Origin of the sequence: Beggiatoa leptomitoformis (assembly GCF_001305575.3) — a bacterium.
Taxonomy (GTDB): Bacteria; Pseudomonadota; Gammaproteobacteria; order Beggiatoales; family Beggiatoaceae; genus Beggiatoa; species Beggiatoa leptomitoformis.
In genome coordinates, this window is record NZ_CP012373.2 from 1,330,465 (window position 1) to 1,346,314 (window position 15,850).

The 15,850-nt window shown below is 38.5% G+C and carries 13 protein-coding genes and 1 pseudogene; 3 read left to right on the forward strand and 11 right to left on the reverse strand.

Features of this window, described 5'->3' with window-relative positions; all coding sequences use genetic code 11:
• Positions 1 to 80 precede the first annotated feature (80 nt).
• Positions 81 to 784 (forward strand): IS1 family transposase gene (locus tag AL038_RS05500; RefSeq protein ID WP_414635095.1). Its coding sequence is split into 2 segments (ribosomal slippage): positions 81 to 360 and positions 360 to 784, totalling 705 coding nucleotides; the frame shifts between segments, so codons are not numbered across the junction.
• On the opposite strand, the gene AL038_RS05505 is transcribed toward AL038_RS05500, so the two are convergent.
• From AL038_RS05505 to AL038_RS18485, 3 genes are all read right to left on the reverse strand, one after another.
• Positions 753 to 1,355 (reverse strand): hypothetical protein, encoded by a 603-nt coding sequence (locus tag AL038_RS05505; protein ID WP_062150165.1) that lies wholly within the window; start codon positions 1,353 to 1,355, stop codon positions 753 to 755. The genes AL038_RS05500 and AL038_RS05505 overlap by 32 nt on opposite strands.
• A gap of 206 nt (positions 1,356 to 1,561) precedes the next feature.
• Positions 1,562 to 2,032 carry an IS630 family transposase gene (locus tag AL038_RS18480; protein ID WP_106405024.1) on the reverse strand — a complete coding sequence of 157 codons (471 nt, stop codon included), beginning with the start codon at positions 2,030 to 2,032 and terminating at the stop codon, positions 1,562 to 1,564.
• Complete coding sequence (locus AL038_RS18485; RefSeq protein ID WP_062149567.1) at positions 2,019 to 2,384, reverse strand: IS630 transposase-related protein; 366 nt, start codon at positions 2,382 to 2,384, stop codon at positions 2,019 to 2,021. The genes AL038_RS18480 and AL038_RS18485 overlap by 14 nt, the downstream gene beginning before the upstream one ends.
• A 95-nt stretch (positions 2,385 to 2,479) precedes the next feature.
• Here AL038_RS18485 and AL038_RS18935 point away from each other — a divergent pair.
• Positions 2,480 to 2,560: pseudogene (locus tag AL038_RS18935) on the forward strand (IS1/IS1595 family N-terminal zinc-binding domain-containing protein); the annotation flags it as partial.
• 200 nt (positions 2,561 to 2,760) lie between these two features.
• Here the strand turns inward: AL038_RS18935 and AL038_RS05525 are convergent.
• The 8 genes from AL038_RS05525 to mdoH all read right to left on the reverse strand — a co-directional run bounded on the left by AL038_RS05525 (position 2,761) and on the right by mdoH (position 14,261).
• Complete coding sequence (locus AL038_RS05525) at positions 2,761 to 3,570, reverse strand: succinate dehydrogenase iron-sulfur subunit (RefSeq protein WP_062150167.1); 810 nt, start codon at positions 3,568 to 3,570, stop codon at positions 2,761 to 2,763.
• Between the two features lie 91 nt (positions 3,571 to 3,661).
• The gene (gene sdhA / locus AL038_RS05530) at positions 3,662 to 5,455 is read right to left on the reverse strand and encodes a succinate dehydrogenase flavoprotein subunit (protein WP_062150170.1); all 1,794 of its coding nucleotides are present in this window, start codon (positions 5,453 to 5,455) and stop codon (positions 3,662 to 3,664) included.
• Between the two features lies 1 nt (position 5,456).
• On the reverse strand, positions 5,457 to 5,837 hold the full coding sequence (gene sdhD, locus AL038_RS05535) for a succinate dehydrogenase, hydrophobic membrane anchor protein (RefSeq protein ID WP_062150173.1): 381 nt from the start codon (positions 5,835 to 5,837) through the stop codon (positions 5,457 to 5,459).
• A 13-nt stretch (positions 5,838 to 5,850) separates the two neighbouring features.
• A complete protein-coding gene (gene sdhC, locus AL038_RS05540; RefSeq protein ID WP_062150176.1) occupies positions 5,851 to 6,234 on the reverse strand; it encodes a succinate dehydrogenase, cytochrome b556 subunit in 384 nt (127 codons plus the stop codon).
• A gap of 162 nt (positions 6,235 to 6,396) precedes the next feature.
• Positions 6,397 to 7,773, reverse strand: coding sequence for a hypothetical protein (locus AL038_RS05545; protein WP_062150179.1), 1,377 nt, complete (start codon positions 7,771 to 7,773; stop codon positions 6,397 to 6,399).
• Positions 7,770 to 9,479, reverse strand: a complete 1,710-nt coding sequence (locus AL038_RS05550; RefSeq protein WP_062150182.1) for an SEL1-like repeat protein — start codon at positions 9,477 to 9,479, stop codon at positions 7,770 to 7,772. Before AL038_RS05550 ends, AL038_RS05545 begins: the two co-directional genes overlap by 4 nt.
• A gap of 211 nt (positions 9,480 to 9,690) precedes the next feature.
• Positions 9,691 to 12,057 carry an exonuclease domain-containing protein gene (locus tag AL038_RS05555; protein WP_062150185.1) on the reverse strand — a complete coding sequence of 789 codons (2,367 nt, stop codon included), beginning with the start codon at positions 12,055 to 12,057 and terminating at the stop codon, positions 9,691 to 9,693.
• A gap of 119 nt (positions 12,058 to 12,176) precedes the next feature.
• The gene (gene mdoH, locus AL038_RS05560; protein ID WP_062150188.1) at positions 12,177 to 14,261 is read right to left on the reverse strand and encodes a glucans biosynthesis glucosyltransferase MdoH; all 2,085 of its coding nucleotides are present in this window, start codon (positions 14,259 to 14,261) and stop codon (positions 12,177 to 12,179) included.
• A gap of 398 nt (positions 14,262 to 14,659) precedes the next feature.
• Between mdoH and AL038_RS05565 the strand changes: the two genes are divergently transcribed.
• Complete coding sequence (locus tag AL038_RS05565; protein ID WP_062150191.1) at positions 14,660 to 15,502, forward strand: DUF3011 domain-containing protein; 843 nt, start codon at positions 14,660 to 14,662, stop codon at positions 15,500 to 15,502.
• Positions 15,503 to 15,850: the final 348 nt, after the last annotated feature.

The following is a 15,850-nucleotide window of genomic DNA, read 5'->3' on the forward strand; positions in this document are numbered from 1 at the left end:
TGCATTACGAATAGTGGGTAGTGCTAAAGAGAAAGTGATATTAAAATAAGAAAACAGAAGAAAGAAGAAGAGTCCCTAAAATGCTAACCTGCCCAAGCTGTAAAGCGACACACATCGTGAAATACGGAAAAACCCGCACAGGGACACAAAACTACAAATGTCGCGAATGCGGACGACGATTTGTAGAACAACCCACCAAGAAATACATAAGCCAAGAGACGTGGGCACAGGTGGACAAGCTATTAAAAGAAAAACTTTCACTGAGAGGAATAGCCCGTGTTACAGGAATCTCAGGCACATGGCTACAACATTATGTCAATGGTTTGTATGCGCAACAAAGACTAGAACAAGCCGTTAAAAAAAAGGACAGTTGCGCTTAGAATGCGATGAGATGTGGTCATTTGTTGGGCAGCGTCGCCAGAAAGTGTGGGTATGGTTAGCGTTGGATAGAGACTCACGAGAGGTTGTCGGGATTGCCTTTGGGAAGCGAGATGTTGAGGGAGCGCAAGCACTCTGGAATTCACTCCCAGCGGTATATCGGCAATGTGCAGTCTGTTACACCGACTTCTGGGAAGCGTACCAGAAAGTTCTTCCGAGTAAACGGCATCAAGCAGTAGGGAAGGAGACGGGGCTGACCAATCATATAGAGCGATTTAATAATACGTTAAGACAGCGTGTCAGTCGTTTAGTGAGGAAAACCTTATCTTTCTCCAAGAAAATAGAAAATCACATTGGGGCTACTATTTTTTTCATTAATGATTATAACAAATCACTGCTTCTTTAGCACTACCTAATTTTTCATCTCTATTAGGACGTTTTAATGCCTCATCAAGTTTTAGCTTATCAATCAATTTACTACCTTTAAATTCGCGTTTCTGCTTAGTGCCAGCATCCAAGCGTTCGTTATTTTTCGTATCCACAGCCGCACCACCCGTTCTAGGGCTACGTGTCACTAAAGGACCTGCCAACGGTAGCGTAGTCTCTGTACGATAGTACCCAGCATTTTCCTTAGCTAATTGAATGGCTTCTTTAACAATACTCTCACTTTCACCCATTCCCTGTGCAAAAGCTAAATTGGGTAAGGCTTGTTGTACACAAAAAGTCCAAACTGACTGAAACCGTTTTGCGTCTGTTTTATCTTGAAAAATCGCTGTAAATGCGCCTCCTGCACGACGAGAAAATTTAACTTTTTTATCGAGTTCCAATGCTTTTAAAACCGATTGAACTAAATCATCTTCTGAATAACCACAGAGTTGTTCAATTTGTTCGCTCGCACCAATCATGTCTTTTAATTTGCTACTGTCAAGAATATAAGATTGAATTGATTTTGCTTCAAAAGTGTAAACAACGGGCATGAGATACTCCTGAGTGATTTATCAGATAAATTATTTAATAAGATTTGGATTTAACACTACTTATAGGTTATTTGTCAAAAGCGTAGTTCTACCTACATGACAGTTTTTACGATAAAATGATGCATAAATATTGTTGTGTAACAATGTGTTAAAATTTAATATTTATGTTACAGAATGTATTGTATAGGAACAGTACTATAAAAAGATTAAATAGAACTCAGTAAAAAGAGCTCATCAATAGAACAATGTTGTTGTTTACGGAGAGTCTTAGCCTGAGCCCATTTATGCTCAATAGGATTTAAATCAGGCGAATAAGGGGGTAAATATTCCAAGAGATGCCCAGCGTCTAAAATAGCCTGCTGAATGTCACTACGTTTATGAAAAGTGGCGTTATCCATCACAATCACAGAATTCTGAGGGAGTTTAGGAAGTAAGTCTTGGGTTATCCAAGCGAAAAAGACATCGGAATTAATCGCCCCAGAAACTAAAGAGATGGTTAATAAACAAAAATTGAGCAAAGCCCCGATGACATTAGTACGTCCCTTTGCATTCCAATCTTGCGTGCCAAAGCAACGTTCGCCGATAGGTGCATAACCAAAACGGCGTGGCATATCATGAGCAAAACCACTTTCATCGATGAAAACAATTTGCCTATCAGATTGTTTATAACGGTTCATATTGTCTTGGAAGATTTGCCGTGCTTCGGGGTTGGCTTTGGGGTGTTTGAGTGTTTTTTTTACGGCTAATCCCTAGACGTTTTAACGCATGGCGAATCCCGCCTTCCGTAATCCCAAAACGGGCTGCGCGTTCATAATGGTAAGCATCGGGATATAACGCCACATCTTGTCTTAAGGCTTCCATATCTATTTTAGTTGGTCTGTTACGTGTCCCTTTGGCTTCCAATACTTTGCTCCACCTGACGACGCTTGCGATGGCTATTTGAAAGCGTTTCGCTACCGCTGCTAGGGTGAGATTTTCTTCTTGTTTCACTTTTAATACTTTTTTACGGAAATCTATTGAATAGGTCATTTCTTATTCTCTTTTTAAAATACGGTTACTATAGTGATATTAAAATAAGAAGACTGAAGAAATAGAAGCGTTTTAAGGTACTAAATTGTCCTAGCTGTAAGACCACACACATCGTGAAATACGGAAAAACCCGTGCAGGGACACAAAACTATAAATGTCGGGAATGCGAACGATGATTAGCAGCCCACGCAGAAATACATAAGCCAAGAGACTTAAAAGTTCTTCATCTTTCTCCAAGAAGATAGAAAATCACATCGGGGTTATCATTTTTTTCATTAATGATGACAACAACAATTACAACAAATCACTGCTTTTTTAGCACTAACAAAAAAGCCACTCATCATGAGTGGCTTTTTTATACTAAACGCGGTACTGCTTAAACCTTTCTTTCCACCAATTTTTGTTTAATTGATGCAATTGCTTTAGCAGGATTTAGACCTTTAGGACAGGTTTTTGCGCAGTTCATGATGGTGTGGCAGCGGTATAAACGGAATGGGTCTTCTAAATCGTCTAAACGCTCACCAGTGGCTTCATCACGGCTGTCAATAATCCAGCGATAGGCTTGTAATAAAATTGCAGGACCTAAATATTGTTCGCCATTCCACCAGTAGCTGGGGCAACTGGTTGAACAACATGCGCATAAAATACATTCGTATAAACCATCTAACTTTGCACGTTCTTCTTTGGATTGTAAACGCTCACGGTCTGGCGGTGGGGGCGTTTGGGTTTGCATCCAAGGTTTGATAGAGGCGTATTGTGCGTAGAAATGGGTTAAGTCTGGCACTAAGTCTTTAATCACTGGCATGTGAGGCAAAGGATGAATAACGACATCGCCTTTAATCTCACTGATGGCTTTCGTACACGCTAATGTATTTGAACCTTTACCGCCAAACTCCGCGCTATCGCCAATATTCATGGCACAAGAACCACAAATTCCTTCACGGCAAGAACGGCGGAAAGTTACGGAAGGGTCTATTTCGTTTTTGATTTTAATCAATGCATCCAGAATCATCGGGCCGCATTTATCTAAATCAATTTCATAGGTTTCCAGATGTGGGTTTTCGCCTGTGTCTGGATTCCAACGGTAAATTACAAAACGTTTAACCTGCTTTGCGTCCGTCACCGTATTAAAAGGTTTTTTGCCTTTTTTCACTACAGAATTCGCTGGAAGTTTAAACTCAGCCATTGCATACCTCGTTTCGGTTCTTCAATCAATACCTATTTATAAAACAGGTAGATACTAAAATACATCACACAACATGGGTGAAGCGATTGGATTAATACACCCGTTTCTTCGGTGCAACGTAGTGCATCTCGTCAGTTAAGGTGTAAGCATGAACGGGGCGATAGTCGATTTTTGTATTGCCTTGTTCATCTAACCAAATCAATGTGTGTTTCATCCATTCGTCATCGTTACGATCAGGATAATCTTCACGCGCATGTGCGCCACGACTTTCTTTCCGATTTAAGGCGGCATTCATGGTGACGACGGCTTGACCCCGTAAATTGTCTAACTCTAAGGTTTCAATTAAATCAGAGTTCCACACTAAAGAGCGGTCAGACACGCCAACATTGTCAAAAGATTTGTAAACATCAGTAATCTTTTGAGAACCTTCTTTGAGAGATTCCCCTGTACGGAACACGGCTGCATCATTTTGCATGACTTTTTGCATGGCTAAACGGATTTCAGCCGTTGAGGATGAGCCTTTTGCATGGCGCAATTTATCTAAGTGGGCTAACGCATTCTCACCCGCATCTTTTGCTAAGGCTTTTTGTGTTTTCCAATCTTTGCTTAATTCTGCACAACGTAATGAAGCAGCACGACCAAAGACAACCAAGTCTAACAAGGAGTTAGAACCTAAACGGTTTGCACCATGTACGGATACGCAAGCGGCCTCGCCAATGGCCATCAAACCGGGAACAACGCTATCAGGATTACCATCTTTAAGGGTAACTACTTCACCATGATAGTTAGTTGGAATACCGCCCATGTTGTAATGCACGGTTGGCAATACAGGAATGGGTTCTTTGCTGACATCTACGCCTGCGAAAATCCGCGCGGTTTCAGCAATACCGGGTAACCGTTCATGAATGACTTCTGCACCTAAATGCTCTAAATGTAGATGGATATGGTCATGACCTGCACCCACACCGCGACCTTCACGGATTTCAATGGTCATAGAACGGCTAACCACATCACGTGATGCTAAATCTTTTGCATTCGGGGCGTAACGTTCCATAAAGCGTTCACCTGATGAATTGGTTAAGAAACCACCTTCACCACGCACGCCTTCAGTAATCAGGCAACCCGCACCGTAAATGCCTGTTGGATGGAATTGTACGAACTCCATATCTTGTAGGGCAATACCTGCACGCAGTGCCATACCGCCGCCATCACCTGTACAGGTATGGGCAGAAGTTGCGGAGAAGTAAGCGCGACCATAACCACCGGTAGCGAGTACGGTCATTTGCGCCCGAAAGCGATGAATAACCCCTTCTGCCATGTCTAATGCCATTACGCCACGACATGCACCATCGGCATCCATGATTAAATCAAGGGCGAAAAATTCAATAAAGAATTCAGCCTGATGCTTTAAGGATTGTTGGTAAAGTGTGTGCAACATGGCATGACCTGTACGGTCAGCGGCGGCGCAAGTCCGTTGTGCAGTGCCTTCACCAAAATTTGTCGTCATTCCACCGAAAGGACGTTGATAAATCTTACCTTCTTCTGTCCGCGAAAACGGTACGCCATAATGTTCTAATTCAATAATTGCAGGCACGGCTTCACGACACATATACTCGATGGCATCTTGGTCGCCTAACCAGTCAGAGCCTTTAACGGTGTCGTACATGTGCCAACGCCAATCATCCGCACCCATATTGCCTAAAGAAGCACTGATGCCCCCTTGAGCGGCAACGGTATGGCTACGGGTTGGGAAAACTTTGGTTAAACAGGCTGTTTTTAAGCCTTTTTCTGCCATCCCAAAAGTAGCACGTAACCCTGCACCACCCGCACCGACCACCACGACATCGTAGGTATGATCAATAATTTTATAAGCTGTCGTAGTCAAGTTAGCCTCCCAACGCAATCCGTAAAACGGCAACAATTCCCGCAACCGCAATCACGACTGCAAGCAATTTAATAAAAATAAGCATAACGAACTTACTGAAATCAATGTGGAAATAATCCTCAATGACAATTTGTAAGCCCAATACCGCATGATAAACCGTTGCCAGAATCAATAAAATTAACGTGACAGTGACAAAAGGGGTTTTAACCCATGTACTGACTGCAACGTAATCTTTGCCTGCCAATGAAATAATAGAAGCCACAAACCACAACAATAAAGGAATCAACGCTAAAGCGGAAACCCGTTGTGCGATAAAATGTCCTGTGCCTTCTTTTGCTGACCCTAAGCCGCGTACTCGCCCTAACGGTGTCTGTAAACGCATTCTTCACATTCTCCTACAGAATAAAAGCTAACAGCCAAGCCAAGCCAGTTAAAACCACAGTCATCACTAAAACCAGCTTACCATTTGCTTCAGCCGTTTTAATGTCTAAACCGTGTCCCATATCCCAAAACAGATGACGAATGCCATTTGCTAAGTGATAAAACAGAGAGACTGACCAAGCGAACAACAAGAGCAAACCGATCCATGAACCGATTAACCCCTGCGCAGTTGCGTAGGATTCTTGCCCGCCTGCAATAGCAGACAACCAATAGACCAAAGCGATAGTTCCAATAGAGAGAAATACTCCCGTTGCGCGATGCACGATAGAAGTAAAAGACGTGAATTGGGGTTTATAAATTTGCAGGTGAGGCGACAGAGGACGCTGATGCACGGGCATAACAAAACTTACCTCTTAGACAGGGTTAAACAAAAAATGTTGCAGTACGGAAAAAATAGACTACGAGTAAAGTCGAGCATTTTATGATAAAGATAAGGGAATATAAATAGTCATCATCAATTGATTTAATTATTTCATGATAAAAATTACTTTTTGCAGGTTTTAAAAGCTATAAGGGTAGATATGGCGGGAGAAGTGGAAGAGGAAAGAATTGGAGTTATTAAATTGGTCGTAAAATGCGTTTACATCTATCTCATGTACTACGGTTAAAGAAACTTCATTATTCCCGATAGTATTAGTAGGCATTAAATCTTTGTTGGTAATTTTAACTGTTAAAAGATGTAACCAAAAAAACTTATAAAAATCCTCCTTTGTAAGTTTTGTACTTATATTACAATCTCTTTTAAAACTTACTGAATCTGTTTGTTTTTTTATCACTTTATCTAGCACAACGCTATCCCAAAAAGTCTTTTTAACCGTTGTGTAAAACTTCGTTAGGTCTATTTTTTTCTCGTTGTAAATTGTCGCTATTTCTTTTTCTTCGAGAAACAAACTAAAAAGAAGACGTTCAAAAGGTGTTGGCTTGTCAGGTAACTCGAACATACAACGCATTGCAATAATGAATAAAAATGCAACGCTAGACTCATCAAAATTACCGTTGATAGAATTATGAGCTAGTGCATTTCTAGCTTCTTTCATGATAATACCACAAGCCTTTATATACAGAGCAATTTTAGATTTTTCACCTAAATTCGACACATTAGCATTATCCTCCCACTCATGCGCCAATGTACGAACAAACAACTTATAATCTTTAGCTTTATCAGCAGGTTCTGCTAAAGAAAAAAACTTTTCTAAAGTGTCTAAATAATCCACCATGCTGGTTTTTAAATCATTAATTTCAGGCTTATTTCTGAGAAATTCTTTAAATCGAATTTTTTTAGCATCAGTCCCAATTAATTTTTTAATAAATTGGCAGGCGTTAATAATACCTCGTCTTAAGGTTAAATAAGGGCGTTGTTCTTGTGCTTTTAACCAAGCGCGTAGTTTTTCGTAACCAACATCATTTTTTTCAAAAGACTCTGGCGCATGGGGAATATGTATTTTTCTATATTTTTCTTTAAGCTCACTTAATTTAATGTTTACACCTGTGAGAAATCGAATGTTTTCACGTGGAAAACCTGCATAAATGAGAAAATTGTATAGATATAATCCACCTTTATTATGCTGGTAGTTTTTAGGGATTTCTGCATTAGGGTCAACTAGTTCACTTAAATTTAAATCAAGTAACACCGTATCAATAGACGCTAAAATATCCGCCTCAGAAATTTTCTCAAAATCATGATAATGCCGACATAACATTACTTCATGAGCAGATTGAGTATTTTTAATTAACTTTGATAGTTTCTCGGGATTTTTTCTAAAGTCTGTTGTGCGTGAACTTATTCTTAAATCAGGGACTAACTCTTGAAAAATGCTAGTACACATTGCTTCAATATCGTCAACACCGCCAAAATCTTCAACCCATAAAATCTTCATATTAAGTTATCCTGATGCATTTGCATTGTGACGGTAAAAATTTCGTTTTCTTCTTTTTTAATAAGTGTTGATTGTTTTAATAACGTTAGTAATTGCTCAATAAAAGATAAGCCTTTTTTACTATGTTCTTCAGTGTAACGTGTTGCGCTCACAAAAGTATTTTGACAAGAAAAACAATAAAACTCGTTTTCTTTTGTCCAATAAATTTTAATGGGTTTATCTGCTGAATATCTGATTGCGTTATAAATTAGCTCTGAGAAAATAGAAAAGAAAAAAGTAAACCGTTTACCCTTTTCTTTGAAAATCAACGTATCAGTTTCAAGACTTATTTCAAAAATATCAAAGTTTTTCTTAATCCATTCAAACCGTTTTTCTGCGGATTTATCAGACATAATCACGATTTCTTTAATAAAAGATTGACGTAGTGTATCGCATTCTGATTCGGTTAAGTGTGGAAAAAATTTATTTAAATAATCATTAGAATGTTGAAAGAAAAGGCGGTTTAATGTTTGTTGCAATGAAAATGCTAAGACTTGTTGGATGTTTCCTTGTCCCGTATTATCTTCTTGCCAACTCGTTATAAAATCATTGGGGTCAGTAATATATTGTTTAAATGTATTAATTAAATTGCTAGTAATCGAGAAAGTTGTAGAAAGTGACAAAATACGCAATACCGCCTCAAATTTTTGAGGGTCTTGCTCATAGTTTGTCCCTAAATCTTTGATGATAAGACGCATACTTTCATTCACCGTCCCCAAACTATTATTTAATGTATGGGTTAAAAACGACAACATTTCTTTATCTGCTTTTTCTTTTGCTTCTTGTCTTTCGATATCGATTAATTCATTCATTGCAGTTTGGCGAATAAAACGCATAACTGCTTCTTGATTTTCCTCATTTATACCTTGTATTTCCTCTAAAAGATTTGAATTAACTTCTTTATCATCTGTAATCTCACGTAGATATTCTTTAGCTTTAGCGAAATCAACAGAACCCCATTCACCTTGTTTATAAGCCCGTGCTAGACGATATTGTGCAAGGGTAGCGATATTTTTATCATTTGTTTGCTGAGCGGCTTTTTGAAACCATTCAAAAGCCTTTTCATAACTTTTGGCAACCCCTTTCCCTTCTAAATAATGAATACCTAAATTATATTGAGCTTGAGCGTCCCCTTGATTAGCCGCTTTTTGAAACCATTCAAAAGCCTTTTCATAGCTTTGTGCTACGTCTTTTCCTTGGTTATAACAACTGCCTAAAGCTCGTTGAGCTTGAGCGTCCCCTTGATTAGCCGCTTTTTGAAACCATTCAAAAGCCTTTTCATAGCTTTGTGCTACGCCTTTTCCTTCTTCATAATAAACGCCTAAATTATATTGAGCTTGAGCGTCCCCTTGATTAGCCGCTTTTTGAAGCCATTCAAAAGCCTTTTCATAACTTTTGGCAACCCCTTTCCCTTCTAAATAATGAATACTTAAAATAAATTGAGCTTGAGCGTGCTCTTGATTAGCCGCTTTTTCAAACCATTCAACCGCTTTTTTATGATTTTGGCTTACGCTTTTTCCCTTTAAATAACAAAAGCCTAACATAAATTGTGCTTGAGCATTTCCCTTTTTAGCCTCTCTTTCCCATTGTTTAAATAGTTTTGGCGTTACTTTAATTTCCTGTGTTTGTTCTTCTTTCGGTTTTTTACGACTAGGAGGAGTTTCCATTTATTTATCCTGTAGGGTGGATTATTAGACATTAATTATCAGCGTTTTTTATGGTTAGGGCTGTAGATTTTATTGTGCTTTAATCACTTTAAATACAATCTCACTCACTAGCTTAAATAGTCAATTTTAGGCTGTATTTCAATCATGAAAATAAATTATAATATTCTGATAATCCTTAAAATTGTATAAATTCTGATGTAAACAATTTATCTCAATGTCGTAACAATGCTAACACCCAAAAATCGCGCAAATATTGTGTTTCTACGAAATTTAAGGCATTGCTTAAATCAATGTCTAAATCTTTATTTTGAATATCCGTTATTAATTTATATAACAACTCATAATTAATTCTATCAGCCTGTTCCATCAGGTAATAATTACCATTTGCTGCATTTGTAAATTTTTCAATTTCATCTAGCCCTACTTTTCCCTTAATCGTTGGTTCACGACTATCACGACAGATACGAAAACGGTATTCTTTATGTTGTAGCACTAAATCATTAAAATTTTTTAAACGGGCGGTAAAAGACGTTCCCACTGCGTATAAAAACCCAACAACAAAAACATTTTTTTCTGTCGTGATAGTGATATTTTCGGGAATAACCTTTTTACCATAATACAGACAATCTATCCCAAGCGTGTTGTACTTAGTTGCATGAAAAGCATCAAAAATAGTTCGCAACTTGCCCATATCATCAGATTCAGAAATAATTTGTTTTTTCTCATAATCAGCAACTAACTGTTGTTTAGTTGCTGTGAGATACGACAATAAATCTGCCTCCGACATCGTTGTCGATGCTGTGGGCGGGGGAGTGCTAACGGGCAACTCTACAATACCAACCTTCTGTTTTAATAAACTAATTTCTGCTTTTAATTGAGTGATAACTTGCCGAATACTCGCTTCAAACGTGAGTTTTTCATTATCTAATGGTGGTAATGCAATCCCTTCAGCACGATAACGAAAATATTCCGCCGCTCGATTTAATACCGTGCGAATTGAATAAAAACTTAAAATTTCAGTAAAATCGCTATCGTGAAGTAACTTTTTTAAATCAATATCCTGCGCCCGTGCTTTTAAAAAAAGGATTTCTTGCAACGTTTCTGCATTTGGGCGATTCAGGGTGATTCGATATTGTGATACACGGTCAATAATAGAACTGTCAAAAATGTTTTGAAAAGTTGCCCAACGGTCTGGAAATAAATTTAGGATAATTAAACTATTAGGAACTGCCGTAAAAATTTCTTTTAATCCATTGCCAAACTGTGCGAGTAGTGTTTCATTCTCGCGCAAGCCTTCTAACTGGTCAAAAACGATAATCAAGGGTTCATCAATAATGGACAACCGTCCAAAAACTATCATGGCTTGCAAGGAAAAATCTTCTAAATTTAATTCATTATCCCAATTAGGTAAGCCAATTAATTTTAATTCTTCCTCTTCTAAGGTCGCGCCCGCTAACCAGCGTTTTACCAACTCACGACGGTTAGTATCCTTATAAGAACAATATTTAATCAAGCCTTTGATAATGGCGGTTGCAATGCCCGCAAAACTATATTGACTTTCCCACCAGCTAATCGTATTTTTTTCTAAATGAGACCAGTTTTTTCTTTTTATATCAGTTCCTTCCCCACCTAACTTAGCATAAATATTTAAGTGGTCAGCAGATAGCGCATTTAAAATAGATTCATCGCTTTTTGATGCTTTTTTCTGATAAAAATCAATCGCAATCTTAGAAAAGCTATGCGCCAATAAATATTCTAATTGTGAAAAATCGGTATTAGGCACTTTTTCTATAAAAGACTCTAAAATCCGACTATAAACATGATGCAAAACAGCATTAGAATTATTCGGCTGACGAATAAATAATAACCGATTATTTTTTAATAGTTCTTGCGCTAAACGCATCATTAAATGTGTTTTTCCACTGCCCGCCTCACCAATAATAATCGCTCCCTTACTTTGGTGATTTGGGTCTTGCTTTATTTCACTGAGAATAGATTTTAATGTTGCAAATTCATATTGATAAACACTTTTTAAGTCAATATGTTGTTGAAATGGATTGTCAACACGACTATCACTAAAAGGATTGATTAACGGCATTTTAATAGAATCGTCCTGATTATCTAAAATTTTACAATAGAGTTGATAGGTAAAAGCTGCATCATAACGCGCTGAATGAGCCGCATTATTATTAAAATAATGCTTACCTACTTTTAAGCCAAACCGTTTACTTAAATATTCTAAAGAGAAAGAACAGATAGTTGGAAAGCATTGTTTTGCAAGTAAATAAGTACAAGCGATTTGTCGCGTTGGAAAGGCTAACTTAACGGATTTAAAGCTCTTTTTCAAGAGTTTTATATCATGTTCTGCATAGTGAAAAACCAGCGTTTTATCGGCACTCAGCTTTATAAAATCGTGCAAAATGGTTGCTAATGGCTTGGCATTAAAGTGTGTAGTTGTTTGATATTCTTGTGTAAAGGCTTCATAAACAAGTTGTCCCTGTGCATCTAGCACGGCAATTTCATTTAATGTGTTTTTGCCTTCGGTGTCGATAACGAGAAAATTGTCGGGTATTGTCATTGTAGTGATTGATTTTAAAGGACTAGAGCCGTTATAAATGTGGGATGCGTTAGCCGTAGCAACGCATCCTCATTTATTTATCTTGCAGAATTTTCAGCAAAAACTTTATTCAGATAAAACTAAGGCATATCCGCAACCCGTGTGTTGCCTAAACTATCTGCAATATTTGGCAAACTCCACACCATTGTATGTAATTTTAACAAGGTGTTACGGCTAGTTAATAACTTGCGCTTTTCGTCTTGCGTTAGGCTATGAATACCATCTTCTAACAGTTTATAAATTAAGCCTTGTAACTCGTGTTGATAACGTTTACCTGTTTCATAAGTTTGTGTTTCGGGCAATAAGGCGGTATGTAGCGCGTTGACATAAGGGTCAACCAAAACTTGCACAAAACGGCTGGGGTAAGTTGTTACTAACGGGTCTGGCAGTGTTTCATTGACTTTGAGGCGTTGCACAACATACGTCGGGTCGGTTTCTTCTGGCGTGAGAAATAAGCCGTAGCGACGTGCTAATCGTCCTAATGATACGTGGCTGAGGAGCATGGAAAGCGGAATAGAGAGAACTAACCCCGCTAAAACGGGCGTAAACCACCAGAAAAAAGTTTCCATATAGTTATAAGACAGCCAGCCCGCGACCACACCGATGATGGTATGGCTGGTATGGGCAGAGAGGGCTTCTAAAAAGTTGGTGTGGTGGTCGTCACGTTTTTGTGTCATCCATGTGATATTACTACGTAATAAGATGGCAAGCACAAAACGTGATTGAAAGAGCATCATAATGGGCGCAAGTAGGGTGGAAAATAGGGTTTCTATCACCACGCTTAGGCTTAATTTTGCCAGCCCTCCGTATTGTTTTAACAAGCCTTTTCTTGTAGTAATGATTAGTAAACTGAGAATTTTAGGTAAAAAGAGAAATGTCAGCGTAAAGGCTAACACTGTTGCCATTTCTATGGTGTAAGACACGGGCCATACAGGAAATAGGGTATCACCAAAAAAATAAATAGGCTCTGTTTGCGCACGGAAGTAGGCATCAATCGCTGTGACAATTAGGAAGAGTAACCACAGTGGCGAAGCAAGATAGGACATAATTCCCATCAGTAAATGCAAGCGGTTAATGGGGTGTAAGCCTTTGGCAAATAAAATGCGGGTGTGTTGTAAATTACCCTGACACCAACGGCGGTCACGTTTGGCATAATCAATTAATGTAGGCGGAATTTCTTCATAACTTCCACCAATATCATAGGCTAACCATACATCCCAACCTGCACGTCGTAGCATCGCTGCTTCAATAAAATCATGGCTAAAAATATCGCCTCCAAAGGGTTCTTTCCCCGGTAATCGGGGGAGTCCGCAATGGTCCATGAAGGCTTTAACCCGTAAAATTGAGTTGTGTCCCCAGTAGTTACCTTCATTGAGTTGCCAAAAATTTAACCCTGCGGTGAATATAGGATTGTAAACATTGCTGGCAAATTGTTGAATCCGCGCGAATAAAGATTCTTTATTAATCGGTAACGGTGAAACTTGTAACAGGGCAACATGTTGATTTTTCTCCATCAAGCGCACCATTTTTACCAGTGTTTCCCCCGACATGATGCTGTCAGCATCGAGAATAATCATAAAGGGATAGTGTGCGCCCCAACGTTGGCAAAAGTCTTTAATATTACCGACTTTACGCTCGCTATTTTTTTCTCGATTGCGGTAATAAACATTGATTTTTCCCTGCATGGCTTGTTGCAGAATTTGCCAGCGCATTTCTTCTTCTATCCAAATGTCAGGGTCGCGGGTGTCACTGATAATAAATACTTCAAAACAGTCGTATTTATTAGTCGTTAGTAAAGATTCACAAATGGAGGTCAGCCCTGCAAAGACACGGCGCGGGTCTTCATTGTAAATAGGCATAATAATCGCGGTTTTACTACTAGGCGCAATATTATCATCCGCAGGTAAGCTGGCTGAAATGGCGAAGCGGTCGCGTCGAAATAGACAGATGATAAAACCGAACATGGCTGTCCAGAAAGAAAAGCATATCCACGTAAATAAAATCGCGTACAGGATTAGCATGGTTAATTCTAAAACGGTAATACCATCTTTTTGAAAAACCATGGTTAATAAGCCCAATGCAAATAGGGTTGTAATCCCTACGAGCGAAAAGAGCAAAAAGCGGCGGAATCCTTCGGATTGTGTAACCGCTTCAAAAGTGTTCATAACGTAACCTCGATAACAAAGTTATTTTTAGGAATATCCACAATAAAAGTTGCTATTTTAACCTGAGTTTCAGGAAAGAAAGAACAAAGTCAGAAAAACATATTTTTTAGTACGATATATCCGTATCGTTCGCTTCTCGCTATAACCAATATAAATTACCCACACGTTTACCGATTCACCCTTATAGGATTTTTCGTGTACAACATTATACTTGTCTTGGTGTAACTCATTGTCTAAAAAAAGAGTCGTTTGATAGTCGGTATTTTTACAAAAATAAAAATAAAGTCATGTACTTTCAATATTATGGCATAAATTATGCCTCATCTATTAAAAACTCCGATAGACTTAATTAATCATAACAAGCCAATTATTTACATAATTGATATAAGGAAAAAAATATGCTTACTTTAACACGTAACCTTTTGATATACACGTTGTTTGCAACTGTGGGTTGTGGTATGAGTCCTGTTATGGCAGACAGCAAATGGGATCGTTTTGATTCTGGTGTAGGGAGCGAACAAACACCACCGCCTGAAGCCCCACCCCCAAAAAGAGGACAGGGAGCGGTTGTTACTCCCGAAAATAAATCAACATGGAAAGATTATGATACCCCCTCTCGTTCAGCGAATAAGTTCAACGGGGATAATTATGATCAGGGTCGGAATTATGATCAGGGGCGAAATTATGATCGGAGTCGGGATGATAAAGACTGGACTAAGCGGCGCGAGTGGCATGAGCGGGATTCTCCGCGTTACGATGATAACCGTAATTCCGACGGCAATATGCGGCGTTATTATCCGAATTATGAAGAAGATAACACATCAGGTTCTTCCTCAGACAATCGGATTACCTGCAATTCTTACAAAAATGGGTATGTTTACTGTAAAACGAATGTTCGTGGACGTGTGCAGATATACAAACAAATCAGCAATGCTGAGTGTCGTTATAACGATTCATGGGGGTATGATAATGGGGGGATTTGGGTAACTAACGGTTGTCGAGCGGAGTTTTCTATTGAAAATAAAGGTCGTAACAATCGGGATGATACCTCATCAGGCAAGACTATTGTTTGTAATTCGGAAAACCATAATTACACGTATTGTGAAGTGAATACCCGACGTGGGGTTAAACTTTATCGTCAACTGAGCGATTCCGCCTGCGAACTTGGCGATACGTGGGGATATGATAAACGCGGTGTTTGGGTTGATGCGGGTTGTCGAGCTGAATTTGTTGTGTATTAATCCTATCGTGTAGCAAGTTAGTTATTGGTTGATTTTGAAAAAACCCAGTAGATTTTAAAAGTCTGCTGGGTTTTTTAGTTTATAGCTAATCATAATTTACGGTATTATCAGAATATTAGGCGGGATTAAAGATTAAAAAACAATACTTTTATGCCTGAAAATTTTGTTAGTTTTGGTCATTCTAATGCAGACAGATTTTAATTTGATGTATAGATGGACGGCATAAATCATGCCTTGTTTTTTAAAAAAACAGGTAAACTTGTTATATATGCCTTTCAGTATAAATTTTTCTTTTATCTCTTTTACTAAAATTTATGCGCGAAAGAAGCGATAACCAGCACCGTTATT